The organism is Erythrobacter litoralis, from assembly GCF_029760855.1.
In the GTDB taxonomy this organism is placed as follows: domain Bacteria; phylum Pseudomonadota; class Alphaproteobacteria; order Sphingomonadales; family Sphingomonadaceae; genus Qipengyuania; species Qipengyuania litoralis_A.
The window spans coordinates 67,674-93,309 of record NZ_SOSI01000004.1; the positions used below are offsets into that span (position 1 = coordinate 67,674).

16 protein-coding genes are annotated in these 25,636 nt (G+C 63.5%); 9 read left to right on the forward strand and 7 right to left on the reverse strand.

The annotated features are described in order from the left end of the window. Positions 1 to 52 precede the first annotated feature (52 nt). From E3U23_RS08700 to E3U23_RS08710, 3 genes are read left to right on the forward strand one after another with little or no spacing between them, the layout of a single operon-like run. A complete protein-coding gene (locus E3U23_RS08700; RefSeq protein ID WP_279350857.1) occupies positions 53 to 1,177 on the forward strand; it encodes a fumarylacetoacetate hydrolase family protein in 1,125 nt (374 codons plus the stop codon). Between the two features lie 13 nt (positions 1,178 to 1,190). Next, the gene (locus E3U23_RS08705) at positions 1,191 to 1,964 is read left to right on the forward strand and encodes an SDR family NAD(P)-dependent oxidoreductase (protein WP_279350858.1); all 774 of its coding nucleotides are present in this window, start codon (positions 1,191 to 1,193) and stop codon (positions 1,962 to 1,964) included. Continuing rightward, the gene (locus E3U23_RS08710; RefSeq protein ID WP_279350859.1) at positions 1,955 to 2,839 is read left to right on the forward strand and encodes an SMP-30/gluconolactonase/LRE family protein; all 885 of its coding nucleotides are present in this window, start codon (positions 1,955 to 1,957) and stop codon (positions 2,837 to 2,839) included. Before E3U23_RS08705 ends, E3U23_RS08710 begins: the two co-directional genes overlap by 10 nt. Positions 2,840 to 2,849: 10 nt before the next feature. Here E3U23_RS08710 and E3U23_RS08715 read toward each other — a convergent pair whose 3' ends face one another. Further along, complete coding sequence (locus E3U23_RS08715; protein ID WP_279350860.1) at positions 2,850 to 4,637, reverse strand: IlvD/Edd family dehydratase; 1,788 nt, start codon at positions 4,635 to 4,637, stop codon at positions 2,850 to 2,852. After that, positions 4,634 to 5,743 carry a LacI family DNA-binding transcriptional regulator gene (locus E3U23_RS08720; protein ID WP_279350861.1) on the reverse strand — a complete coding sequence of 370 codons (1,110 nt, stop codon included), beginning with the start codon at positions 5,741 to 5,743 and terminating at the stop codon, positions 4,634 to 4,636. The genes E3U23_RS08715 and E3U23_RS08720 overlap by 4 nt, the downstream gene beginning before the upstream one ends. A 195-nt stretch (positions 5,744 to 5,938) precedes the next feature. Here E3U23_RS08720 and E3U23_RS08725 point away from each other — a divergent pair, with 195 nt between their 5' ends. Next, positions 5,939 to 8,350: a glycoside hydrolase family 3 N-terminal domain-containing protein gene (locus tag E3U23_RS08725; RefSeq protein ID WP_279350862.1), complete on the forward strand. Its 2,412-nt coding sequence runs from the start codon at positions 5,939 to 5,941 to the stop codon at positions 8,348 to 8,350. A gap of 11 nt (positions 8,351 to 8,361) precedes the next feature. After that, positions 8,362 to 9,522 carry an endo-1,4-beta-xylanase gene (locus tag E3U23_RS08730; protein ID WP_279350863.1) on the forward strand — a complete coding sequence of 387 codons (1,161 nt, stop codon included), beginning with the start codon at positions 8,362 to 8,364 and terminating at the stop codon, positions 9,520 to 9,522. A 1-nt stretch (position 9,523) separates the two neighbouring features. Here E3U23_RS08730 and E3U23_RS08735 read toward each other — a convergent pair whose 3' ends face one another. Genes E3U23_RS08735 through E3U23_RS08745 form a run of 3 tightly spaced genes read right to left on the reverse strand, consistent with a single transcriptional unit; the run spans position 9,524 to position 14,006 of the window. Beyond that, complete coding sequence (locus E3U23_RS08735) at positions 9,524 to 10,975, reverse strand: tryptophan 7-halogenase (protein WP_279350864.1); 1,452 nt, start codon at positions 10,973 to 10,975, stop codon at positions 9,524 to 9,526. Next, positions 10,972 to 12,498: a tryptophan halogenase family protein gene (locus tag E3U23_RS08740; RefSeq protein ID WP_279350865.1), complete on the reverse strand. Its 1,527-nt coding sequence runs from the start codon at positions 12,496 to 12,498 to the stop codon at positions 10,972 to 10,974. The genes E3U23_RS08735 and E3U23_RS08740 overlap by 4 nt, the downstream gene beginning before the upstream one ends. A gap of 53 nt (positions 12,499 to 12,551) precedes the next feature. Then, positions 12,552 to 14,006: a sugar porter family MFS transporter gene (locus E3U23_RS08745; RefSeq protein WP_279350866.1), complete on the reverse strand. Its 1,455-nt coding sequence runs from the start codon at positions 14,004 to 14,006 to the stop codon at positions 12,552 to 12,554. A 123-nt stretch (positions 14,007 to 14,129) separates the two neighbouring features. On the opposite strand from E3U23_RS08745, the gene E3U23_RS08750 reads away from it, so the two are divergent. Beyond that, complete coding sequence (locus E3U23_RS08750) at positions 14,130 to 15,692, forward strand: aldehyde dehydrogenase (NADP(+)) (RefSeq protein ID WP_279350867.1); 1,563 nt, start codon at positions 14,130 to 14,132, stop codon at positions 15,690 to 15,692. A gap of 74 nt (positions 15,693 to 15,766) precedes the next feature. Here the strand turns inward: E3U23_RS08750 and E3U23_RS08755 are convergent, their stop codons facing one another. Continuing rightward, positions 15,767 to 19,189: a TonB-dependent receptor gene (locus E3U23_RS08755; protein WP_279350868.1), complete on the reverse strand. Its 3,423-nt coding sequence runs from the start codon at positions 19,187 to 19,189 to the stop codon at positions 15,767 to 15,769. A gap of 162 nt (positions 19,190 to 19,351) precedes the next feature. On the opposite strand from E3U23_RS08755, the gene E3U23_RS08760 reads away from it, so the two are divergent. Genes E3U23_RS08760 through E3U23_RS08770 form a run of 3 tightly spaced genes read left to right on the forward strand, consistent with a single transcriptional unit; the run spans position 19,352 to position 23,438 of the window. Further along, positions 19,352 to 20,911, forward strand: coding sequence for a tryptophan halogenase family protein (locus E3U23_RS08760; protein ID WP_279350869.1), 1,560 nt, complete (start codon positions 19,352 to 19,354; stop codon positions 20,909 to 20,911). Further along, entirely contained in the window at positions 20,905 to 22,422 is a 1,518-nt protein-coding gene (locus E3U23_RS08765; protein WP_347710016.1) for a tryptophan halogenase family protein, read from the forward strand. The genes E3U23_RS08760 and E3U23_RS08765 overlap by 7 nt, the downstream gene beginning before the upstream one ends. Continuing rightward, positions 22,419 to 23,438 (forward strand): cupin-like domain-containing protein, encoded by a 1,020-nt coding sequence (locus E3U23_RS08770; protein ID WP_279350870.1) that lies wholly within the window; start codon positions 22,419 to 22,421, stop codon positions 23,436 to 23,438. The genes E3U23_RS08765 and E3U23_RS08770 overlap by 4 nt, the downstream gene beginning before the upstream one ends. Here E3U23_RS08770 and paoC read toward each other — a convergent pair whose 3' ends face one another. Then, the gene (gene paoC / locus E3U23_RS08775) at positions 23,439 to 25,634 is read right to left on the reverse strand and encodes an aldehyde oxidoreductase molybdenum-binding subunit PaoC (RefSeq protein WP_279350871.1); all 2,196 of its coding nucleotides are present in this window, start codon (positions 25,632 to 25,634) and stop codon (positions 23,439 to 23,441) included. Positions 25,635 to 25,636 lie beyond the last annotated feature (2 nt).

Genomic DNA, 25,636 nt, shown 5'->3' on the forward strand with positions numbered 1-25,636 from the left:
CCGGGCGCAAGTCTCCCGCATATGGTAGCGGTATCAAAGGGAGTGGGGCCAAGTGGCCGAGACATTGCACGACATTCTGCCCGGCGATTTCGCCGAAGGGCGTTTCATCGGACGGGTGCATACGCCCGCCGGGCCCTGCGTGGTGGCGATCCGCGGGGGCGTTCTTTTCGACCTGACCTGCGAAGTTTCCAGCGTGAGCGGCGCAATTGTGCGGCGAGCGTTCGACGGCGGTGAACGGATCGGGGCGATCGAGGATGGCTTGCCTGAAGGATGGTCGCTCCTCTCCCCGATCGATCTCCAATGCATCAAGGCGAGCGGCGTCACCTTCGCGCTGTCCGCCCTCGAGCGGGTGATCGAGGAACGCGCGCGCGGCGATGCGGCGAGGGCGGCTGAAATACGCGGCCAGCTCGAGGACAAGGTCGGCTCCGGCATCCGCTCGGTCGTGCCCGGCAGCCCCGAAGCGATGCAACTGAAGGACGCGCTGATCGCGGAAGGCATGTGGTCGCAATATCTCGAAGTCGCAATCGGGCCGGATGCGGAGATCTTTTCCAAGTCGCCCGTGCTAAGTTCGGTCGGCGCAGGACAGGAGATCGGCGTCCGCTCCGATTCCAGCTGGAACAACCCCGAACCCGAAGTGGTGCTGGTCTGCGATGCGCACGGGGAAGTCGTAGGTGCGGCGCTCGGCAACGATGTGAACCTGCGCGATTTCGAAGGGCGCTCGGCGCTGCTGCTTTCGAAAGCGAAGGACAACACCGCAAGCTGCGCCATCGGCCCGTTCATCCGCCTGTTCGATCAAAGCTTTGGGATCGACGATGTGCGAAATGCAGTGGTCGAACTGACCATCGAGGGGTCGGAAGGCTATCGGCTCGAAGGGACGAACGAGATGGCGCAAATCAGCCGCGATCCGCTCGATCTGGTGGCGCAGTGCCTCTCGGAACATCATTATCCCGACGGCTTCGTGCTGTTCTGCGGTACGCTGTTCGCGCCGACGCAGGACCGCGACGAGCAAGGTGCCGGCTTCACCCATAAAATCGGCGATCGCGTTACCATCGCATCGCAGCGTATCGGCCGGCTGACCAATACCGTCACCACATCGCGCGATGCGCCTGCCTGGACGATGGGTATCGGCGCATTCGTCCGCAATCTGGCGAGCCGCGGGCTCGTCGACACGATCTGAACCTTCGGAGGTCATGCTGGAGAATCTGGACACCCGCGCGCTCTATCCGAGCCTAAAGGACAAGCGCGTCATCATCAGCGGCGGCGGCTCCGGCATCGGGGCCGGACTGGTCGAGGGCTTTGCACGGCAGGGCGCACGCGTGGCCTTCGTCGATATCGCCAAGGATGCGAGCCGCGACTTGTGCGAAAGCCTCTCCGGCGCGGCCCATGTACCGGTGTTCCGCGCCTGCGACATCACCGATGTCTCGGCCTACACCGATGCGCTCGGCGAAATGGTGGAGGCGATCGGCGGCTGCGACGTCCTCCTCAACAATGCGGCGAGCGACGACCGGCATACGGTCGCCGAGGTGACACCCGAATACTGGGACCAGCGCATGGCGGTGAACCTCAAACACCAGTTCTTCGCCGCACAAGCGGTCGCGCCGAAGATGAAAGCGTCGGGCGGCGGCAGTATCGTCAATCTCGGTTCGATCAGCTGGCATTTGGGGCTGGAAGACCTAGCTCTCTATCAGACGGCGAAGGCCGCCATCGAAGGTCTGACGCGCAGCCTCGCGCGCGAATTCGGGCGCGACAATATCCGGGTCAACACCATCGTGCCGGGCAATGTGAAGACACCGCGACAGGAGAAGTGGTATACGCCCGAAGGAGAGGCGGAGATCGTCGCCGCACAGTGCCTCGACGGGCGCATCCTGCCGATCGACATCGCGGCGATGGCGCTGTTCCTCGCCAGCGACGACGCGCGGTTCTGCACCGCGCACAATTACTGGGTGGATGCGGGATGGCGATAGATAGGAACGTTCGGCAAGCGCTCGCGCTAGACGCCAAGCTCGGCGAAGGCGTCGTGTGGGATGCCGGACGACAGGTCGTCTGGTTCGTCGACATCAAGCGCCAACAACTCTGGCATTTCGATCCGGCGACCGGCAGCAATGCGGTGAGCGAAGCGCCGGGCCAGATCGGCTGGGCGCTTCCGGCGGAAGGGGGCCTGCTGCTGTGCGGCTTGCAGGAGGGGCTCTACACGTTCGATCCCGAAAAGCAGCGTTTCGATCGCCTGATGGCCGTGCCTGGCGAGCCATCCGGCAACCGCCTCAACGACGCGTGCACCGATCCGTGGGGCCGGGTGTGGTTCGGCTCGATGGACGATGCGGAGGGCGATGCGAGCGGACGTTTCTATGTCTTCGATCGCGGTGATATCCGCCCCGCCGGTCCGAGCGGCATCACGATTACGAACGGCCCTGCGGTGAATGTGGACGGCTCGCGCATCTATTTCACCGATACCGCCAAGCAGACGATCATGGTCGCCGACCTTTCGGCCAACGGCGTAAGCGAAGCGCGCGATTTCGTCCGCACCGCAGATCGCTTCCCCGATGCCTTTCCCGACGGCCCCGTGGTGGACGCGGAAGATAATGTGTGGACCGGTCTTTACCTCGGCGGCCATGTCGCGCGCTATTCGCCCGACGGAGAGTTGGTCGAACGGATCGAGATGCCGGCGCGCGACATAACCAAGCTCGCATTCGGCGGTGCGGACCTGCGCACCGGATACGTCACAAGCGCGACCAAGAACATGGAACCCGCCGACATGGAACGGCATCCGCGAGCCGGCAGCCTTTTCGCCTTCGACGCCCCCGTCGCAGGCTTCGCGCAGCCTCGCGTAAAGCTCGGCTAGGCCCGCGGGATCAATGATTGTGCCGCGGCAGTTTCCGTGCGGTGCCGCGATATTTCAGGGCAAAGTCCATCACGCCCCCTTCGCCGAGCTGCCCGCTTTTCTCGCGGAACAGCTCCTCCCACGGCGTATTGCTTTCCGGATAAGGCGGAGCGGGCTCTTCCTCCAGCCGTCGCCTGATTTCCGCATCCTCGACCAGCGCATTGCATGATCTCGCATTGAGGTCGACGCGGATTGTATCACCGGTCCGCAGCCAGGCGAGGCCGCCGCCCACCGCGCTTTCGGGCGAGACGTTGAGGATGGAGGGGCTGTCGCTGGTGCCCGACTGGCGGCCGTCCCCCAAGGTAGGCAACCACTGAGTCCCGCTGCGGATCAGCGCGTCGGGCGGTTGCATGTTGACCACCTCGGCGCTGCCCGGCCAGCCGACCACGCCCGATCCGCGCACGACGAGGATGCAGTTCTCGTCGATCCGAAGCGTGGGATCGTTGATGCGGTGGTGGTAATCGTCCGACCCGTCGAACACCACGGCGCGCGCTTCGAAGATGCCTTCGTTCCCAGGGCGGGAGAGGTAGCGCTGGCGGAATTCGTCGGAGATCACCGATGTCTTGAGGATGCCGAAATCGAACAGGTTTCCGGAGAGAACAAGGAATCCCGCCTTCTCCATCAGCGGATCGGCGAAGGGCCGGATCATCTCCCTGTCCTTGCTTTCGCGCCCTTCGAGGTTTGCCGCCAGCGTCGTGCCGGTGCAGGTGCGCACGTCGCCGTGCAGCCTGCCCGCCTGCAGCAACTCCCACATTGCCGCCGGTACGCCGCCCGCGCGGTGAAAGCGCTCGCCGAGATAGGCGCCTGCCGGCTGCATATTCACGAGCAGCGGCAGGTCGTAGCCATGCTCCTGCCAGATCGAAGGGGGGAGCGGCACGCCGGCATGGGCGGCCATCGCCTGGATATGCGGCTGGGCGTTGCTCGATCCGCCGATCACGCTGACCGTGGCGATTGCATTGAGGAACGCCTCGCGCGTCAGGATGTCGGAAGGCTTCAGATCCTCATGTACCATTTCGACGATCCGGCGACCGGTGCGATAAGCCATCTGGCCGCGCTCGCGATAGGGCGCGGGAATGGCGGCGCACCCGGTAAGGCTTAGCCCCAGCGCTTCGGCGACCGCATTCATCGTGCTCGCCGTGCCCATCGAATTGCAATGCCCGGCGGACGGCGCGCTGTCGGTCGCGCGGTTGAGAAATTCCTCTTCGTCGATCTCGCCCGCGGCAAGCTTTCTGCGGCTGCGCCAGATTACCGTACCACTGCCGACCAGTTCGCCTTCGTGCCACCCATCCAGCATCGGCCCGCCGGACAGGACGATGGCGGGAATATCGACCGTGCTTGCCGCCATCACCTGGCTCGGCGTCGTCTTGTCGCAGCCGGTGGTGAGAACGACGCCGTCGATCGGGTAGCCGTTCAAGAGCTCGACCAGCCCGAGATAGAGCAGGTTGCGATCGAGCGCGGCGGTGGGGCGGCGACAGTTCTCGAAGATCGGATGGACCGGAAATTCGATGGGAATGCCGCCCGCATCGCGAATGCCGTCGCGCGTGCGTTTGGCGAGTTCGAGATGGATGCGGTTGCACGGGGACAAGTCGCTGCCCGATTGCGCGATGCCGATAATGGGCTTGCCGCTACGCAATTCCTCTGGCGTAACGCCGTAATTCATGAAGCGCTCGAGATAGAGCGCGGTCATGTCCATGCGTTCGAGATTGTCGAACCAGTCGCGGCTGCGCAGGCGCTTGGGAGACTGGTTCGTATCTGTCATCGCGGCGGTGTTTCCGATCTGTTGGCGAGCGAGGGGCCGGCGTCCGAATTGCGGCGCACCAGCTTGTAGGGGAATGAAACGTGTTCGGCCTTCGTCCGCTCGCCATTGCGACGCGCGCGGCTGATGCCGGCGATCATGGCTACCGCCTTCGCCGTCATCTCGCGGATCGGCTGGCGGATGGTTGTAAGTTCGGGCCAGATCGAACTGGCAAGGTCGGTATCGTCGAACCCGCACACCGTGATATCGCTCGGTACGTCGAGATGCAATCGATGGGCGACGGCGACGGTCGCCGCGGCCATATCGTCGTTCGAGGCAAAAATGGCCGTTGGGCGCTGCCTGGCCGAAAGGAGCTTTTCCGCGGCCGTCATACCGGATCGGTAGGTAAATTGGCCTTGGGCCACGAGGCCGTCCGAAACGTCGAGACCCGCTTCCTCCATGGCCGTGCGATATCCCTTCAGCCGCTGCCCACTCGCCACTTGTTCAGGATTGCCAATGATGAAGCCGATCCGCTCATGGCCCAAGGAAAGGATGTGCCGGGTCATGTCATAGGCCGCGCGATATTCGTCGATCAGCACCGCGCCGCAGGTGCCGCTCGCCCGGCCGGGGCCGACCGCGATGGCGATGCCGCCTGCATCGCGGATGAGGTCGAGCACGCCTTGGTCGTCGCATAATGGCGGCGGCAGGATGAAGCCCGTGATACCGCCTTCCACCATCTTGGAAATCAGCAGCGCATTATCGGGCGCATTGTCGCAGCTCTGCACTTCGAGATGGATGTCGCGCCGGGTCGCCTCTTCCAGCGCACCCATCAGGAATTCCGCCAGATAGGATGAAGACGGATTGTCGAACAGCATCCCGATCCGCACCTGGTCGCCCCCTGCGAGCGAGCGCGCCGCGCGGTTGGGCGAATAGTTCAGCTTGGCGATCGCCTCGCGCACGGTCTCGCGCGTTGCTTCGCGAACATTGCCCTCGCCGTTGATCACACGGCTCACCGTCATGGGCGAACACCGTGCTTCCCGCGCAACATCCGCAATTGTGGGAGCGGTATTACTGCGCCGTGTCGCGCGCTTGCGCGAAGGGGCGTCTGCTTTTGCGGAGGATGCGGTCATGAACATTCGCATACCGCGTGTTCCGAACTTCCGGCAAGAGGGCTTGGCACAGCCGTGCCTTCCTCGGTCAAACCACCGATACGTATCGCGCTGCTGATAGGTCGACGGATACTTGACAGGCTTCCCCCCGCTCATCATGGTAGCGCTAACAGATACAAAGCCTCAGTCAAGCGACCGGGGTCAGGGAGAGCTTCGATGAACTTTGCAATCCGCGCGGCGCTTGTAGCCAGCGCAGCCGCCATGGCGTTCACCGCGCCGCTCGCTCCGCAGGCATCGGCACAGGACATAACGGCAGATATTAGCACCGAAAAGCCGATGGCGGATGCGCCGTACTGGGACGCATCCCTGCCGGTGGAACAGCGCGTCGCCGATCTGATGCAGCGCATGACGCTTGAGGAAAAGCTCGCGCAAATGATCGCAACCTGGACCAACAAGGCCGAGATACAGGACGACGCGAACTTTTTTGATCCCGCCAAGGCGAGTGCGCGATATCCCGACGGAATCGGCTTCTTCACCCGCCCGTCGGACCTGAAGGGCCCCGGAAGTCCGCGGCAGAATACGCCGCGTTCGATCGAGGAAAGCATCCGGTATGTGAACGCGCTTCAAAGCTGGGCGCGGCAGCAGCGGCTCGGCATCCCGATCATGACGCATGAAGAATCGCTGCACGGTCTTGCTGCGCTCGATGCCACCAGCTTTCCACAATCGATCGGCCTCGCCTCGACATGGGATCCGGACCTTGTGCGCGATGTGAACGATTACATCGCCAGCGAGGTTCGCGCGCGCGGCGTCCACCAGGTGCTCTCTCCCGTGGTGGATGTCGCGCGCGACCCGCGCTGGGGCCGGATCGAGGAGACCTTCGGGGAGGACCCGTACCTCGTTTCGGAAATGGGCGTCGCCGCGGTGGAAGGGCTGCAGGGCGTTGGCACCGGTCGCAAACTCCGGCCCGGCCAGGTGATGGCGACGTTGAAGCACATGACCGGGCACGGCCAACCGGAAAGCGGCACCAATGTCGGCCCGGCGCAGATCTCGGAACGCACCCTGCGCGAGGATTTCTTCCCCCCGTTCAAGGAAGTGATCGACCGTACGGGGATCGACGCGGTAATGGCGAGCTACAACGAGATCGACGGCATCCCCTCCCATTCGAACCGCTGGCTGCTGGGCGATATCCTGCGCACGGAATGGGGCTATCAGGGCGCAGTCGTATCGGATTATTTCGCGATCGAGGAAATGGCCTCGCGCCATCATATCGCGGAAGATCCGGCCGGTGCCGCAGTCTTCGCGCTGGATGCCGGAGTCGACATCGATTTCCCCGACGGGGTGGCCTACCGCAATCTTGAGCAATTGCTTGCTCAAGGCAAAGTGTCGCCGGAGCAGATCGACACCGCCGTCGAGCGCATCCTCACGATGAAGTTCAACGCCGGGCTGTTCGAACAACCTTTCGTCACCGACGCCGCGCCTGCCATGGCTTCGAACGGGCCCGAAGGCGTGGCCTTGGCGCGCAAGGCCGCCGAGAAATCGCTGATCCTGCTCAAGAACGACGGAGTTTTGCCGCTCGCCATGCCTGACGGCAGCGCGAAGCCGACCATCGCGGTGATCGGACCCAATGCCGATGTCGCGCGGCTCGGCGGCTATTACGGCATACCGAGGGACACGGTCACGCCGCTGGAAGGCATCCGCGCGCTGGTGGGCGATAGTGCGAACATCGTCCATTCGCCCGGTGTGAAGATCACGCTCGACGACGACTGGTGGGAAGACGAGGTCGAGCTTGCCAATCCCGAAGAGAACCGCCGCATGATCGCCGCCGCGGTCGAAGCGGCCCGCGACGCCGACACGATCGTCCTCTTCATCGGCGATACCGAACAGACCAGCCGCGAGGGCTGGGCTGACGAGCATCTCGGCGATCGCACCAGTCTCGATCTCGTAGGGGAGCAGAACGAGTTGTTCGCCGCCATGAAAGCGCTCGGCAAACCGATCGTGACGGTGCTGATAAACGGCCGGCCCCCGAGCTATCCGGCGGTGGCGGAACAGTCGGACGCCATCCTCGAAACCTGGTATGCCGGCGAACAGCAAGGCACCGCCATCGCCGATGCATTGTTCGGCCGCGTCAATCCGGGCGGCAAGCTGCCGGTTACTGTCGCCCGCAATGTCGGCCAGCTACCGAACTTCTACAATTACAAACCGAGCGCGCGGCGCGGCTATCTGTTCGACGAGGTGACCCCGCTCTACCCCTTCGGTTACGGGCTGTCCTATTCCAGCTTCACCATGGGCGCGCCGACGCTTTCGTCTGCCACCATCGCGGCAGGGCAGGGCGTGACCGTCCGCGTTTCCGTCACCAATACCGGCGCCATGGCAGGCGACGAGGTGGTGCAGGTCTATTTGCGCGACGAGATCAGCTCGGTCACCCGCCCGGTAAAAGAGCTTGCCGGCTTCAAGCGCGTCACCCTCGAACCCGGCGAGACGCGGCAGGTCGATGTCGCGATCCGTCCCGATGCCTTTGCATTCTGGGATCGCGACATGAAACGCGTGGTCGAACCCGGCAGCTTCCAAATCATGGTCGGACCGAATTCGCAAGATCTTCAGACAGTCGAACTGACCGTTTCCGAATAAGGGGCAGGATCATGGTTGATATCTCACGCCGCGCCGCGCTTGCAGGCCTGTGCAGCCTTCCGCTGGCCGGTTGCGCCACATTACCGTCGTCACGCAGCGCCGCAAACGTGCCCGCCGGCCCCAGCCTCGATGCCATCGCCCGGCGCAGCGACCGGCGGTTCGGCAGCGCGGTCGCCTGGAATGCGGACGGCACCGGAATGTCGATCACCAATCCGCGCTATGCCGATCTGGTGAAAGCGGAATGCGGGGTGGTGGTGCCGGAAAACGAACTGAAATGGCAGAGCCTGCGCCCTTCGCCCGATACTTACAATTTCAAACCGATGGATGCGATCGCCGAATGGGCGCGGGCGAACGGGCAGGACTTGCGCGCCCATGTCCTGCTATGGCACCGGCCCGAATGGTTTCCCGAATGGCTCAACACCTATGATTTCGGCGCGACGCCGGTGCGCGAGGCGGAGCGGTTGCTCGGCGAGCATATTCAAACCGTAACGCAGCGCTATGGCAGCCAGATCAAGAGCTGGGACGTCGTCAACGAAGCGATCGATCACGATGCGCGCAAACCCATCGAAACCAGCCTGAGCCGTGTAATGGGCAGCCCGGAAGCCGTGATCGACTATGCGTTTCATCAAGCGCGCGAACAGCTTCCCGACGCGCAGCTCGTCTATAACGATTACATGAGCTGGGAGCCGCAGCACGAAGGCCATGTCGCCGATGTGCTGCGCCTGCTCGAAGGGATGAAGGCACGCGGCGTTCCGTGCGATGCGCTCGGCATCCAGTCGCATATCGAGATGTTCGAACTCGATCAGGCGACCGGCGTCGGGGTGTACGACGAGGCGGGATGGCGCCGCTTCCTCGACGAAGTAACCGGCATGGGCTACCGGCTTGTCATCACCGAATTCGACGTGAAGGACACCGCCCTGCCCGCCGATCTCGCCGCGCGAGATGCGGCGGTCGCGGACTATACGCGGCGCTATTTCGACGTAATGATGGATTACGACGGCATGCTCGACGACGTACTGGTCTGGGGCATGGTCGATGCCTTCAACTGGCTCCAGTATTTCGAGCCGGCACGACGGGCGGACGGCCTCGAAGTGCGCGGTGCGCCTTACGACAACCAGTATCGCCCCAAACCGATGCGCGGTGCATTGGCCGACGCCTTGGCAACCTCTTAGGTCAGGCTTGTCGCGCGCCGAGCCGCTGCATCATCCATTGGCCGTAAGGCGGAAGCTGCGCGAGGGCAGCCTTTGCGGACCGTTCGAACTCCGCTTGCAGTGCCGCCACATGGCGAGCATCGCCGCTGCGTTCCTGCGGCGGTATGCCGCGCGTAAAGCCAAGCGCCTCGTAAAGGCCGATCCGTTCCTCGGCCTCGAACGCATATTCTTCGCGAAAGGGCAGTCGGCCCCGACGCGTATACTGGTCGATGGCAGAAAGGACGGCATCCGGCGGATCGTCTCCCGCGAATACCTGCCGCGCGAACGGTGCGGCGCGATGGAGGGCAAGAGATTCGTGCACGCCGTCCAACATCAGGCGGGCGCGGCGGTTGAACTCGGATCGTTCGCGCGGATCGATAATGCGGCCGGGAAGAAGTTCCAGCAGCAGATCGAGCATCCGGTGCGCGAGGTCGATCGGCAGGAAGGCGAGCGGTTCCATGCACGCCGCGGCGTCCCCGATTGCAATCACATTGCCGATCCAGGGCTCGCGCACGGCATCCTCGTGCAGCGCGACCTTCGCCGCCGGTTGCGTTTGCAAGGCCCGCGCCGCCGCTTCCTCGTGAATATCGGCTCGGGCCCCCAAGATGGTTTGCAGACCGCTCCGGCTCGCCAATTCGAGCAGCCAACCTTCCGGCAACAGGGACAGGCGGTCCTCCAGAGCGAGCATCCCCTGCCCCAACGGTGCGTAGTAGAGAGTTCGTTCGGTGCCTTCGCGCCATTCGGCCTCCGGATGCGCACCAATGACGCTGCGTGCGATACCGCTGCAATCAACATACAGGTCTGCCGTCATGCGCTCGCCTTGCGTCGACGATATCGCCGCAACTCCGCCCGCGCCCATCTCGACCCTCGCGATGCCTCCGGAAACGAGCCGCACTCCGATCCTCTGCGCCTCGGCTGATAGAAGTGCGCGATAGGCGGCGGGATCCCAGCGCATCGCGTAATCGAGCTTATCGACGGGACCGGTCCCCTCGCCCTGGTGCACAGCGAAGCGGCCCGCATTCGCAAGAACTTCCGCCAGCGAGCCCGGCGCTCGCGCGGCTCCCGCACTGCGCGAACCCCCGCCCCATTGCGCCGCGAACCGCGCCTGCTGCGGCACGCCGCTCGCAGAGCCGTAGGCCATAGCGCCGTGCTGCCCCGCCCCGCCCCAGCCGATGTAGCGCAGTATCAGCCGGTGGCTCCCACCAGCCTGCCCGATAAGGACGTCCTCCGTAATGCCGAGCCGGTGATGCAGGCGATTGGAGAAAGGCAACGCGCTGGCCGCATGGTCCGCGAAATCGCGCGGGTCGCCCTGCGTGACCAGCACAACCACTTCGCACCCGGGCACCGCGCGCTTCAGTCCGATCGCGGTCAGGATGGCAACCTGGCCCCCGCCGACGATCGCGATGCGGCGCAGCGGTTCGCCGGCGGCGCTCACGCGGGCTGCGCCGCCAACCGTGCGGCCTCGCGTTTCAGGTAGGCGACATGGACCGGCATGCGGGCGACTTCCCCATCGATCTCCTGCCGCAACCGCTCCAGCGCGGCTGCGACCCGGTGCGGGTCCGCGAAGGCGGTGCGAGTATCGTGCTTGTCCGGCAGCAGGCCCTGCCCGACATAGACCGCAATCCAGCTCGCATCGTAGAACAGGCCGTCGGCGTATTTCTCTATCCGCCCGGCCTTGCGCCAAAGGTCCATCTTGGCGGCGAGGCTATCGGGCACCGCCATCGTTCGCACGTGGTTCCAGAACTCGGAATCGTCGCGCGTCGTCACGTGATAATGCAGGATGAGGAAATCCCGCACCCGGTCGTATTCGATGTCGACCAGCCGGTTGAACTCGTCGCGGTCCCGCCCATCGATCGCACCGCCTTCGGGGAACAGTTCGATCAGATAGGTGATCGCCATCTGCGCCAGATAGATCGAGGTGGATTCGAGCGGTTCGAGGAATCCGCTGGCCAGCCCGACGCCTATGACATTGTGGCTCCAGCTGTGCTTGCGCCGCCCGGGTCGGAAGCGGAGCACGCGGGGATCGGCGAGCGGCTCGCCCTCCGCCGCAACGCGGATCGCTTCGCAGGCCTCATCCTCGCTCAGATGTGCGCTCGAGAACACGTAACCGTTGCCCATGCGGTGCTGGAGCGGGATCTGCCAGCGCCAGCCGGCCGGCATCGCGGTCGCGGTTGTATAGGGCCGGATGTCCTCCGTTTCGTGCGTGCACGGCATGGCGGCGGCCCGGTCGCAGGGAAGCCAGTGGGTCCAGTCCTCCCATTCTTCGCCCAGCGTTTCGCCCAGCAACAACGAGCGGAAACCCGAGCAGTCGACGAACAGGTCGCCTTCGATCCGACGCCCGTCTTCCATGACCAGCGCGCGGACATCTCCGCTGTCCCCGTCGCGCTCGACCGATGTGACGCGGCCTTCGTGCCGGGTCACACCGTTGGCGAGGCCGAACTCGCGCATGAACGGGCCGAACAGCGTGGCGTCGAACTGATAGGCGTAGCCATAGGTCGAGGCCAGGCTCGTTCCCTCGGCGGGCGGGGCGAAGCGGTTGGCTTTGGCGGCGGCGACGGCGAAGGAATAGTCGCCCAGGGGCGCGGCCATGCCTTGCCGTTCAAGCTCGAGCCACCAGTGGTGGAAACCCACCCCGGCCACCTCCTCGCCGAAGCTGCCGAAGGGATGGATGTAGCTCGTCCCGATGCTGCCGAAATCGCGGAAATCGATGCCGAGCTTGTAGGTTGCATGGGTGGCGCGCATGAACGTCGCCTCGTCGATCCCCAGTCGTTCGACGAAGCCGCGGATGTGCGGCAGCGTTGCCTCGCCCACGCCGACGATGCCGATATCCTCGCTCTCGACAAGCGTCACTTCGGCAAGGTCGGGCAGAAGCTTGGCAAGCCCGGCCGCCGTCATCCACCCCGCCGTCCCGCCACCGAGGACGACGACGCGGGTTTTCGGTTTCCCTTCGCGCTGCATCGGCCGATCCTAGCGCATCGACGAAGGAGCGCACACCCGCGGCGCTTGCAAGTTCATTTGATGCGCGTCGTCGGCGCGATCGCGTCGCCGACGCTAGCCGGTGCGTCCCAGCCTTCCATTTCCTCCAGCTCCTTGCCTTTGGTCTCGTTGATGAACCGTTTGACCAGAAAGAAGCTGATCGCCGCACTGATCGTATAGATCGCATAGGTGACCGCAAGGCCGAGACCGTCGGCCATCAGCGGGAAGGTCTGCACGACCAGAAAGTTCGCCCCCCACTGTGCGAGGCCCGCCACCGCCAGTGCCGACCCGCGGATCTGATTGGGGAACATCTCGCCCAGCATCACCCACATCACCGGGCCCCAGCTCATGTTGAAGAAGATGACATAGAGATTGGCGGCAACCAGCGCGATGTTGCCGGCCATCCCGCTGAGCACGAGGTTGCCGGACGCATCGGTACCCGCGCCGGAAAAGGCGAACGTCATCGCCCCGAGCGATACGGCCATCCCTACCGATCCGATCATAAGGAGCGGCTTGCGCCCAATCTTGTCGATGAACAGGATCGCCACGAACACCGCCGCGATCGAGACCACGCCCGAGACGATATTGATCAGCAGTGAGTCGCTTTCGGTGAAGCCGGCGAGCTGCCACAGCGTTTCGCCGTAATAGAAAATCACGTTGATGCCGACGAATTGCTGGAACGTCGCCAGCAGCAGCCCGGCCCATACGATCGGGCGGAAGATCGTTCCGCTTGCGGTCACATCAGACAGGCGGGGGCGATGCTCGTCGCTGAAGCTCGCTTCGATCTCGCCGATCTTGCGATTGGCGGTTTCCGTGCCGAACAGGCGGGTTAGAACCTTCCGCGCATCCTCGCTATGGCCCCGGCTGACGAGATAGCGCGGGCTCTCCGGAATGAAGAACAGCGCAACCAGGAAGATCGCGGCGGGAACGGCTTGCGCGAGATACATCCAGCGCCATGCCGGCGTCCCGCCGATTTCGGCCAGCGAGTCTCCGGCGGCTGCCGCGAGAAAGTAATTAACGAGGAAGGCGGCGGTGAGACCGGTGATGATCATTACCTGCTGCACTGTCGTCAACCGGCCGCGGATATTCGCGGGCGCGACTTCCGAAATATATAGGGGCGAGAGCACGCTTGCCGCACCCACCGCCATGCCGCCGGCGAACCGCGCGATGACGAAGAATGTATGATCGGCCGTCGTCCCTTGGATGAGCGCGCCGACGACGAAGAGGACCGCCGAGACGATCATCACGCGCTTGCGTCCGATTACATCCGCCAGCCGGCCGGCGAAGAAGGCACCGAACGCACAGCCGATGAGCAGCGATCCGACGGTAAACCCGAGCTGTGCCGGACTGAGATCGAACGCCGCGGTCAGGCCGCCTTGCGTTCCGTTCACCGCGCCGCTGTCGTAACCGAACAGCAAGCCGCCGATCGTCGCGACGGCGACGATTGCCGATATCAGCGCCATGTTGACGCCGCTGCGTGTCGTATCCATGTTCCCTCTCCCTCACCCATTTCCATAACGGGCCGCTTATGTTAGCGCTAACTATGACGTAAACATTGGCGAACGCAAGCGCGGTTTTAATCATTTCAGCCGCGCAAACCGAAAAGGAATTCCATGCTTACAGGCACCAATCTCATCGCCGGCGAACAACGCCAATCCGGACAGACCTTTCAGGCCGTCGAAGCTGCTTCGGGCACCAAGCTCGATCCCGCCTTTCATGAGGCTAGCGAACAGGACGTTGCAGATGCCTGTGCGGCTGCCGCCGAAGCGCAGAAAGTTTTCGGTGCACTCTCGCCCGCGAAGCGCGCCGCCTTCATCCGCCTCGTCGCCGAGAAGATCGACGCGCTGGGCGATATGCTGACGCAGCGCGCGATGCAGGAAAGCGGCCTTCCCGAAGCGCGCCTTAACGGAGAGCGCGGGCGCACAGTCGGCCAGCTCCGCCTCTTTGCGGACGAAGTGGAACAGGGCGAATGGCAGCGCCTGCGGATCGATCATGCCGATGGCGGCAAGACCCCGTCCAAGCCCGATCTACGCTTGAGGATGATACCGCTGGGCCCGGTCGCCGTGTTCGGGGCGAGCAATTTCCCGCTCGCCTTCTCCGTCGCGGGCGGCGACACCGCCTCGGCCTTCGCTGCAGGGTGCTGCGTGGTGGTGAAGGGCCACCCGGCGCATCCCGGTACCTCCGAACTGGTTGCGGGCGCGATCAGGGAGGCGGTCTCTGAAAGCGGTCTGCCTGCCGGGGTCTTCTCGCTCGTCAACAGCACCAGCAACGCGATCGGCGAGGCGCTCGTGACCGACCCGCGCATTGCCGCTGTCGGCTTTACGGGATCGCGCGCGGGCGGCCTCGCCCTTATGCGCCATGCGGCAGAGCGACCCGTGCCGATCCCGGTCTATGCCGAGATGAGCAGTATCAATCCTGTCGTCCTCATGCCGAACAAGCTTGCCGCCGACGCGGAAGCCCTTGGACAAGCCTATGTCGGCTCGCTTTCGCTTGGTGCAGGTCAGTTTTGCACGAATCCCGGTATCGTCCTCGGTGTGGAGAGCGACGCGCTCGATACCTTCGTCCGTACCTCCGGCAAGGCACTTGAAAGCGTCGCTGCACAGACCATGCTGACGTCCGCGATTCGTGGGAGCTACGATGAAGGCATCGGCAAGCTTGGAAAGCTGAAAGGCGTCGAGCTGGTCGGAACCGGAGCGGAAGGGTCCGGCAATTGCGGCAGGGCTCAGGTTTTCACCGTATCGGGCGACGATTTCCTCGGCGACGACACGTTCTCGCACGAAGTCTTCGGTCCGAGTTCGGTCGTCGTGCGGTGCCGCGATCTTGATCAGGTGCGGGAAATCCTCACGAAGCTCAAAGGCCAACTCACCACCACCCTTCACATGAACGAAGCGGATCACGATGCCGCGCGCGAACTTCTTCCGGTTATGGAGCAACTTGCAGGCCGCATCATCGCCAATGCCTGGCCGACCGGTGTCGATGTGACCCATGCGATGGTCCATGGCGGGCCATTCCCGGCGACTTCGGACGGACGCAGCACCTCGGTCGGCACTTTGGCGATCGATCGCTTCCTGCGTCCGGTTTCCTATCAGGACATGCCGAGCGATCTCCTGCCGGAAGCCCTGCGCGAAGACGGCGGTTCCGCGCCGCGCCGCGTCGATGGACAGCGTGCCGGCTGATCGCGCCACTCTGCGACAATGAAAAAAGGCCGCCGCATCCGAAAATGCGGCGGCCTTTTTTTTGCTGAGTTCAGTTAGAAATTGCCGCGAACGATGAACGAGAACCTGCGGTCGTTCACAAAGAAAGAACGCGGCGCGAGCCGGTCCGGATCTCCGGTAAAGGCCTGCGAAGTCTTGGTGACCTCGTTCAACAGGTTCACGCCCTGTACCCCGACCTTGATCGCGTCGCTCACGTCGAAGAAGATCGACGCATCCAGCTGTCCAGTCGGCTCGTTGAAGATCGAATAGAACGGGAAGATTGCATCCGAAGCCGTAAGCAGGAAGCGAGAGCGCCAATTATATGCTGCACGCGCCGAAATCGGACCTTTCTCGTAGAACACCGTGGCGTTCACATTATGCTTCGAAAGCTGTTCGAGCGGCAAATTACCCGGCGCAACAGTGGATGGGCTTTCCACCGTATTGTTCGCGATATTTCCACCGTTCAGGAAGCTGCTGGGCAGGCCTTCGCTGTCGATATAGGTATAGTTCGCCGCCACGCCGAGACCGTCGAACGGCGCGGGGAGGAAATCGTACGTCTGCTGGTAAGCCGCTTCGAAACCCTTGATCTTTCCGGTGCCATCGAAGTTTTCCGGCCGGCGGGTTGGTACAACGACTTGCGTTCCGTTGAATTCATACGCGATGTCCGTCACGTTCTGGAAGAAGAACCCTTCGACTTCCTTGTAGAACGCATTGAACGTCAGCGAGCCCACGGTATCGAAATACCATTCAGCCGAAGCATCGAACTGCCACGCTGTTGCGGGCCTGATCGAGGGATTTCCGGCTTGTGCAAACAGGCCACCGCTATTCGCATCGAGCTGCGTATTGAGGAAGTTTCGGATATAGGCATTATCCGGCCGGGTAAGCACTTTCGAAGCCGCAAACCGCAGCACGAGATCGTCGCCAACGCCGAAGCGCAGGTTCAGGCTCGGGAGCCAGTAATCGTATGTGTCGCGCGAAGGCACATAGATTGGATCCAGATCGGCGATCGCCTGTAGCGCCGCATAACCGTCCGGCCCGAGGTTGCAGATGCCGCCCGGTGAGACTTCCGTTCCGTCCGGCCGGGTAATCGGGGTGAGGCACCGTGTGTCGAAGTCTTGTGTAAGGTTCAGGCTCTCTCGCGTACCGAGATCGAACGAACCCGGCGAACTTACGTCGGTTCGAACGTAGCGAACGCCGGCATTACCGCCGAACCGGACGTCGCCGAAAATCGGATCGTACGGTTTGCCGAACGAAAGCATCGCATAGCCGGCATAATCGTTCTGCTTTATGTTCTGGATATCGGTCGGGAGGAACGGCGTTCCCGCGATCACGCCTCCACGCTGTTCAAGGGGCACGAACCCGGTCAGCGTATCATTGTCGGGATCGTTCTGACGGTCCCATTCGCGGATGATGCCTTGGGTGAAATCCTGGAAACCCTGATAATCGTCGATCAGGTCGCCCGAATAATAGTAACCTCCGACCGGTCCGTTGGTATCGCCGCGGAAGAAGTCGGGGAATTCGTAGAATTCCTGCTGGTCCTGCCCGAATTCGTCGAACGAGACCGCCGTCCCGGCCCATACTTCGCTGAGTACGCCCCAGTTATAGGTCGTATAGCGGACCTGCTGGTCCTGCCGTTGGTACCGGCCGCCAACCTTCGCGTAGCGCAGGAAGGAATCGTCGTCGAATTCGTAATTGAGGTCGGCCCGGAAAGCGAACTGATCGCCTTCACTGTCCTCGATGTGATCCATGGCCGCACGCCAGTATTGCGAGCGCGGATCCATGAAATATTCCGCATCGGTCTGGTTCGCCAGCTCCTCGTTGACGCCGCCCCAAGTGTAGGTCGTGATGTCGGGGCGATGCGGGATGACGGTCGGCAGATCGCCCGTCAGGTCGAGCTCCTGATCGGCGAAAGTCGAACCGAAGATGCTGACATCGAGGTTTTGCTTCTTCGAACTCGCATATTGCGCATCGAGTTCGAGTGACAGGCGGTCGGTGAACTTTTGTGAGAAGTGTACGCCGTAATCGTAATTGGTGGTCTCGTCGTCCACCTGACGCCGCGCGAGATGCTGCTGCATGCCGCCTGCAGTTACGAAACCGCCATTGGCGTCGTTTCCGCGAAAGGCATCGCTGGGACGCGTGATGTATCCTGACTGGAACAGCCCGTCGTCGTCGTAAAGATAGTCCTGGAATTCCCCGATCGGACATTCAGCCCGCGGCGTCGGATCGCCGCTGACGAATCCTCCACGGCCATCCGGCGTAAGAATGTTCGGACCATTTGCGTTTTGAAGGCAGCCCTGCGGAAACGTATTGTACTCGGACTGGTCGGGTAGGGTTTCGAACGTGTATTCACCCCAGCGATTGGTCGAATGCGAACGGATGAACTGCGCCGTCAGCAAGGAACGTTCGTCGTTCGACTCCCACTGGAACGTTGCCGCGACACCGTCGCGCTTGCGGTCGAATTCCTGCGTGCGGAATTGTCCGCCAATGGGTGCGTAGCGGACATCGGCGTAGTCGGCGAAGCCATCCGCTCCGGGAGTTCCCGCCGTTCCGCATGCCGAGTTCGGCGGCGGGAGAGTGTTGTTGTCCACGCCGGCAAGCGGCAACGGATTGCGGCAGACCCGCGCGCCGTCGGCAAACGCCTGTTCGACCAGTTGCCCGTCGCGCGTCTGGAAGTTGGTGATCTGCAAGCCGTCCGCACGGCTCTTGATCTGGGAGTAGGATGCACTGACCAGGAAGCCAAACGTGCCCGCATCGGTTTCCCATGTATTGCTGATCAGGCCGGAAACCGTCGGCGTCCACTTCTCGCGGAAGTCGCCGTAGTTCGCTTCGGCGCTGAAGGCGATCTTGAGACCGTAATCGTCGAACGGCTTGCGGGTGTTCAGATTGACCGTTCCGGCAAGGCCGCCTTCGATCATGTCGGCGGTCGAGTTCTTGCTTACGATTACCGATCCCAGCAGTTCGGACGGGACATCGGCGAAGTTCAGTGCCTGCCCGCCGACCCCTGCGACGAACGCGGTCCGCCCGTTGAATTCGGACCGCACGAAATTGAGGCCGCGCACAACGACGCCGGAACCTTCGACCGAGAAGTGATCCGGATCGCTCGACCCGGCAAAGCGGTTGATGGCGAGACCCGGCACCCGCTGCAGCGCTTCGGTAACGGAGCGGTCGGGAAGCGCGCCGATATCGGCGGCGGTAATGGCATCGACCACGGTATCGGCTTCGCGCTTGATGTTTTGCGCATTTGCCAGCGATTGGCGGATGCCGCTGACGATGATGACGTCGCCGTCGGTCTGATCCGCGTCGGGCTCACCGGTTTCCGCATCGACCGGATCTTCGACCGGAGCGGTCTGCGCATAGGCGGCATTCGCGGCCAGCAGCCCGGACAGCGCCATGGTCGACGCACCTGCACGCAGCAGGTTGCGGAATAAAAATTCGTTGCCTGCGCCCAAGCGGCCGCGCGGCGTGATCGCCTTAGTCACTGTATCCCTCTCCCTGTTAGCGCTACCAAACAATGTTAGGCGCGCATTACTTTCGGGTGGCGGGGAATATCCAACGGGGGCAGCCTTTGCAATACCCTGCGGTAAAGATAGAGGGAGGTGTTGCAAAAATACGCAAGTCGCGTGGGAGGCGCACGATTCCATATGGCCGCAGGTAACGGTAACAGTCGACGGATCGAACGCGTCGTTGTGGTAGGAGGCGGTACGGCCGGCTGGATGGCGGCAGCGGCCCTTTCGCGGTTCTTCGCCGATGGGACGCGGCGGATAACGGTCGTGGAGTCGGATGCGATCGGCACCGTAGGCGTGGGAGAGGCGACGATCCCGCCGATACGCAATTTCAACGCGATGCTGGATATCGACGAGAATACCTTCCTTCGCGAGACCCGCGGCACATTCAAGCTCGGCATCGAATTCGTGAACTGGGGCCGCCAAGGCGACCGGTATTTTCATCCCTTCGGCACCTATGGCCGCGACCTTCACGGCATCCAGTTCCACCAGCTATACCTGCGCGAGGCGGCGCGCGGCGGTTTGGCCGCCGGCTCGATCGAAGACTATTCGATGAGCACGGTCGCTGCGAAACTCGGCCGGTTCGCGCGTCCCTCCGCCGCTGCGAAATCGGCGGTGTCGGAGATGTTCTTCGCCTTCCATTTCGACGCGGGCCTATACGCCCGCTTCCTGCGCCGCATGGCCGAGCGACAGGGGACCGAGCGCATCGAAGGTAAGATCGTCGAAGTGCTGCGCGATGACGAAAACGGCGATGTCACGGCCGTTCGCTTGGAAGGCGGCAACACGGTCGCGGGCGATCTGTTCATCGACTGCTCCGGCTTTCGCGGCCTCTTGATCGAGGACACGCTCGAAACCGGATACGAGGACTGGAGCCATTGGCTGCCGATGGACCGTGCCATCGCCATGCCAACGGCAAATGTCCGGTCGCCCGATCCGTTCACCCGCGCAACCGCGCACGGCGCAGGCTGGCAATGGCGCATCCCGTTGCAGCACCGCACTGGCAACGGCCACGTCTTCTCATCCTCTTACATGGGGGAAGACGAAGCACGCGACATCCTGCTGCGCAATGTCGAGGGCGATGCCATCGCCGAACCGCGCACACTCCGGTTCACCACCGGTATGCGCAAGCGGCTCTGGTCGCACAACGTCGTCTCGCTGGGCCTTTCGGGCGGCTTCATCGAACCGCTGGAATCGACCAGTATCCACCTCATCCAGAACGGTATCGCGCGCCTGTTCGCGCTGTTCCCCGATTGGCCGATCAACCCGCTGGAGCGAGACGAATACAATCGCGGCATGCGTGAATTGTACGAGGATGTACGGGATTTCGTGATCCTGCATTACAAGGCGACCCAGCGTGACGACACACCCTTCTGGCGCTATGTCCGCGATATGGACGTGCCAGACAGTCTCGCCAGACGCATGGAATTGTGGCGCCGGCGCGGGCGGGTGTTCCGAGAGAATGCCGAACTGTTCTCGCAGCCGAGCTGGGTTGCGGTGATGCTCGGCCAGAACGTCTGGCCCGAAGGGCACGATCCGATCGCCGACACGCTCGACGAGCGCAAGGTCGCCGCCGCCATGACGCAAATGCGCGAGGGCTACCGGGCAACGGCAGAGCGCCTGCCGACGCAAGAGCAATTCCTGCGGCAGGCCGGCGCTTGGCACGAAGACACTCCGCCGCAAATGACTGCGCAGTGGTGAGCGCACCACCGATCCGCAGGATCGTCATCGCCGGCGGGGGGACCGCCGGATGGATGACCGCTGCCGCGCTCGGCAAGGTGCTGGGCGGCATCCCCGGCCTGTCGATCACCCTGATCGAAAGCGAGGCGATCGGCACGGTAGGCGTGGGCGAAGCGACGATCCCGCGCATCCACGCGTTCAACGCGATGCTCGGCCTCGACGAGAACGCCTTCGTCCGCGAAACCTGCGCGACGTATAAACTCGGCATCGAATTCGTCGACTGGCTGCGGCCCGGCCACCGCTACGTCCACCCGTTCGGACGCTACGGGCTTGATATGATGGGCATCGAATTCCATCATTTCTGGCTCAAGGCGCAGGAGGCCGGCGAATCGGAACCGCTCGACAGCTTTTCGATCGCGGCGATGGCCGGGAAGGCGGGCAAGTTCGCGCGCCCGCGTCCCGATCAGCCGAATTCGCCCCTGTCCAAACTTGCCTATGCTTTCCAGTTCGATGCCAGCCGCTATGCCCACTTCCTGCGTGGCTATGCCGAGAAGCTCGGCGTGCGGCGGATCGAGGGCCGGATCGTCGATGTCGTGCAGGATGGGGAAAGTGGGTTCGTCGATGCGGTCCGGCTGGAGAACGGCGAAACCGTCGCGGGCGAATTGTTCGTCGACTGCTCCGGCTTTCGCTCGCTGCTCCTCGGGCAAACGCTTGGTGTGCCGTTCACGGACTGGACCAAATGGCTTCCCTGCGACCGCGCGATTGCGGTCCCCTGCGAGCTTGGCGGGGATCACGAACCGCTCACCCGCTCAACTGCGCGGCCCGCCGGCTGGCAATGGCGCATTCCGCTCCAGCACCGGATCGGGAACGGGCACGTCTATTCCTCGGCGCATATGGATGACGGCGAGGCCGAAGACCTGTTGCTAGCCAATCTCGATGCAGCACCGATCGCCGAACCAATTCGCCTGCGCTTCACCGCAGGCTATCGCACACGGGCGTGGGAAAAGAACGTCGTGGCGCTGGGCCTTGCCGCCGGCTTCCTCGAACCGCTGGAATCGACTGCGATACATCTGGTCCAGGTCGGTATCGCGCGGCTCCTGACACTGTTTCCGACCACCGCGTTCACACCGAACGAGATTGCGCGTTACAATCTCGAACACGAAAACGAATATCGCGACATCCGCGATTTTCTCGTGCTGCATTACCTCGCGACCGAGCGCGACGATACCGAGTTCTGGCGCTATTGCCGGAATCTCGAACCACCGCCGGCCGTCGCGGAAAAGATCGCCATGTTCGAAAGTTCGGGCCGGGTATTCCGCGAGAACAACGAGCTTTTCACGGAAACGAGCTGGCTGTCCGTAATGGCGGGACAGGGCATTACGGCGGGCGGCTATCATCCGATGACCGACACGCTCGGCCTCGACGAGACCCGCAAGCGGCTCGCTCATATACGGCAGGTGGTTAGCGCCGCAGTCACGCAGATGCCGACTCAGGAGGAGTTTCTCACGGTCAATGGCGGCGCGATCCGATGAGCCCCTTGCCTATTCCGGCTCCAGTCCGCGAAATGGAAGGTCCGGTTTCTGCAGAAATCCTCGCAGATATCCGGGAGCGTCGCCAACCGGTCGTGATGCGCGGCCTCGTCGCCGATTGGCCGGCGGTGGCAGCGGCCCGGCAGGGGGATGAGGCTTTATGCGCGGCGATCGCGCAAGGTGGCTCGACGCGCCCGGTGCAGGCCATCGCGGCCAAGCCCGAGGAAGGCGGCCGCTTCTTCTACACCCCCGGTCTGACGGATCTGAACTTCATTCGCGGCAAGGGCCGCTTGGAGACGTTTCTCGGCGATCTCCTGCGGTTGGCAGGTCGGGACGCGGTACCGGCCATGGCCGTTCAGTCCGAAGATATCGGCGAAGTCATCCCCGCTTTTGCGCACGCCAACACGCTTGGCCTCCTGCCCGGTGTACGGCCACGCATCTGGATCGGCAATCGCATCCGCGTCGCCCCGCATTTCGACGTGAAGGAAAACATCGCCTGCTGCATCGGCGGGCGCCGCATCTTTACCATTTTCCCGCCCGACCAGACCGCCAACCTCTATCCTGGTCCGTTCGAGCTGACGCCGGCCGGCACGCCGATCAGCCTGGTCGATCTGTCCGCCCCCGATCTTGATGCATTTCCACGCTTCGCCGATGCGCAAGCAGCGGCGCAGGAAGCGACGCTGGCGCCGGGCGATGCGATCTACATCCCCTATTGCTGGTGGCATGGCGTCGCATCGCTGGACGACATGAACGTGTTGGTGAACTACTGGTGGAACGACGGCGAGCCCAAAGGCATAGGCGGCGGGTACGAAGCGATGCTTCACGCCCTCTACGCCTATCGCCACCTACCGCCCGAGCAGCGCGACGTGTGGCGCGACCTGCTCGACTATTACGTGTTCGAGCGCTCCGGCGACCCCGCGGCCCATCTGCCTGACGATGCGAAAGGCGTACTGGGGCCGCCCTCGCCCGGCCTGTTCGCCCGGATGCGCGGCACAATCCGGGACGCACTCGCCCGCTGATCAGGCGACGGCGGGCAGCCGGTCGAGATACTTGTCGAGCGTGAGGGGATAATCGCGAACGCGAATGCCGGTCGCATTGTAGAGCGCATTGGCGATTGCTGCGCCAGGGCCGCAAATGCCGAGTTCGCCCACACCCTTCGCCTTCAGAGGCGAAATCATCGGATCGAGCGTATCGAGGAAGATGCATTCCTGCGGCGGGATGTCGGCATGGACCGGCACTTCGTAGCTCGCCAGATCGTGATTGGCGAAATAACCGAAGCGCTTGTCGACATGGAGATCCTCGGTCAGCGTGGCGCCTGCCGCCATCACCATCGCACCGATCACCTGGCTACGCGCTGACAACGGGTTGAGGATACGCCCGGCATCGCAGACCGAGAGCATCCGGCGGATACTGGCCTCGCCGGTGTACATATCGACCGCGACCTCCGCGAAATGCGCGGCGTAAGTGCCGATGTCGTAATCCTTCTGGAAGTCGCCGAACTCCATCTCTCCCGTGGCGGTCACCGCACCGGCATCGGTCAGCGCATGGCTTTCACCATCGATGCTGGCCTTGCCGCCGGAAAAAGTCGCGGCATCGCCGTCGAAGCCGAGCTTGTCGCCGATCATGCGGCGCAGATTGACGCAGGCCGCATAAACCCCGGCGGTTGAACTCGCCGCGCCCCACTGGCCGCCCGAACCGGCGGACACGGGGTAGAGCGAATCGCCCAGTTCGACGCGCACCCGATCGAGCGGGACGCCCATCGCCTCGGCCGCGGTCTGGGCGATGATCGTGTAGGTCCCGGTGCCGATATCGGTCATGTCGGTCTCGACCGTAACCGTGCCGTCCGCGCCCAGCTTTACTCGTGCCGCCGATTTCATCGTCGGCGCTGCGCGATAGCCTGCCGCGACGCCCATGCCGACCAGCTTGCGCCCATCGCGTATCTGTGCGGGTGTGGCATTGCGTGCGGACCAGCCGAAGCGATCCGCGCCGGTGCGCAGGCAGCGTTCGAGATTGCGGTCCGAAATTTTGGTCTCCGGCTCGCCCGGCACATTGGCCTGTGCATCGTTGACGATCCGCACTTCGACCGGATCCATGCCAAGCGCCTCGGCCAGTTCGTCCATCGCGACTTCGAGCGCCATGTGCCCCGGCGCCTCGCCCGGCGCGCGCATCGCGTTGCCTTCTGGCAGATCGAGCTGCGCGGTCCTATTTTCCAGCAGCCGGTTCGCACCGGCATAGAGCTTGGGGGTTTGCAGCGTGCCGTTCTCCCCATCCTTGCCGGTGATATTGCCCGACCAGTTCTCATGCGCGATCGCGGTGATCCGGCCATCGCGCCCCGCGCCCAGCCGCACACGCTGGATCGTCGCGGGGCGATGGGTCGAATTGTTGAACATCAGCGACCGATGCATCGCGATCTTTACCGGGCGACCGACCGCCTTGGCACCGAGCGCCGCCATGACGGCATCGGAGCGTACGAACAATTTCCCGCCGAAGCCGCCGCCGATATAGGGCGAATCCACGCGTATTTTCTCTGCGGGCATCCCGAGGATCGAACCGAGCGCGCGCTTGGACCATGCGACCATCTGGTTCGAGGTCCAGACGGTCAGCTCGTCGCCTTCCCATGCAGCGATCGTGGCGAACGGCTCCATCATCGCATGGGCTTCGTCCGGAGTGGTGTAGCGCTGGTCCACTTTCACCGCGGCGTTGGCGAATGCCGCATCGAAATCGCCGAGGCGGTTGTAATCCGGCAGTTCCTCGCTCGCGAGGGGCGCGCCCGGCGCGACTTTCGCCAGATCGAACGCGCCTTCGCTGTCCGCATATTCGGTGCGGATAAGGCCCGCCGCTGCGCGTGCCTGTTCGAAGGTCTCGGCGACAACCACGGCGATCGCCTGATGGTAATGCGCGATCTCGCTACCGCCGAACAGCGGAGCGTGATTGAAGCTACTGGAGCCGACGGGCTTGTGCTCGGTCGCCGCGACGATGCCCAAGACACCCGGCGCGCGGCGGGCATCGGCAAGGTTCATGGAGCTGATGCGGCCCTTCGCAATGGCCGATCCCACGATCCAGCCATAGGCCTGGTTCGGCGCGACATCGTGGCGTTCTGCGGCATAGGGCGCCTGACCCGAAACCTTGAGCGGGCCGTCTATCCTTGGGGTGGACTTGCCCACCACAGTCGCCGTGTCGAAAAGGTTTTCGCCTGCGGGTGCTTCGAATTTCATGG

Coding starts and splice junctions, on each gene's coding strand:
- E3U23_RS08705 (WP_279350858.1), top strand. CDS start 1,191: ATGCTGGAGAATCTGGACACCCGCGCGCTCTATCCGAGCCTAAAGGAC.
- E3U23_RS08710 (WP_279350859.1), top strand. CDS start 1,955: ATGGCGATAGATAGGAACGTTCGGCAAGCGCTCGCGCTAGACGCCAAG.
- E3U23_RS08715 (WP_279350860.1), bottom strand. CDS start 4,637: ATGACAGATACGAACCAGTCTCCCAAGCGCCTGCGCAGCCGCGACTGG.
- E3U23_RS08720 (WP_279350861.1), bottom strand. CDS start 5,743: ATGACCGCATCCTCCGCAAAAGCAGACGCCCCTTCGCGCAAGCGCGCG.
- E3U23_RS08725 (WP_279350862.1), top strand. CDS start 5,939: ATGAACTTTGCAATCCGCGCGGCGCTTGTAGCCAGCGCAGCCGCCATG.
- E3U23_RS08730 (WP_279350863.1), top strand. CDS start 8,362: ATGGTTGATATCTCACGCCGCGCCGCGCTTGCAGGCCTGTGCAGCCTT.
- E3U23_RS08740 (WP_279350865.1), bottom strand. CDS start 12,498: ATGCAGCGCGAAGGGAAACCGAAAACCCGCGTCGTCGTCCTCGGTGGC.
- E3U23_RS08745 (WP_279350866.1), bottom strand. CDS start 14,006: ATGGATACGACACGCAGCGGCGTCAACATGGCGCTGATATCGGCAATC.
- E3U23_RS08750 (WP_279350867.1), top strand. CDS start 14,130: ATGCTTACAGGCACCAATCTCATCGCCGGCGAACAACGCCAATCCGGA.
- E3U23_RS08760 (WP_279350869.1), top strand. CDS start 19,352: ATGGCCGCAGGTAACGGTAACAGTCGACGGATCGAACGCGTCGTTGTG.
- E3U23_RS08770 (WP_279350870.1), top strand. CDS start 22,419: ATGAGCCCCTTGCCTATTCCGGCTCCAGTCCGCGAAATGGAAGGTCCG.
- paoC (WP_279350871.1), bottom strand. CDS start 25,634: ATGAAATTCGAAGCACCCGCAGGCGAAAACCTTTTCGACACGGCGACT.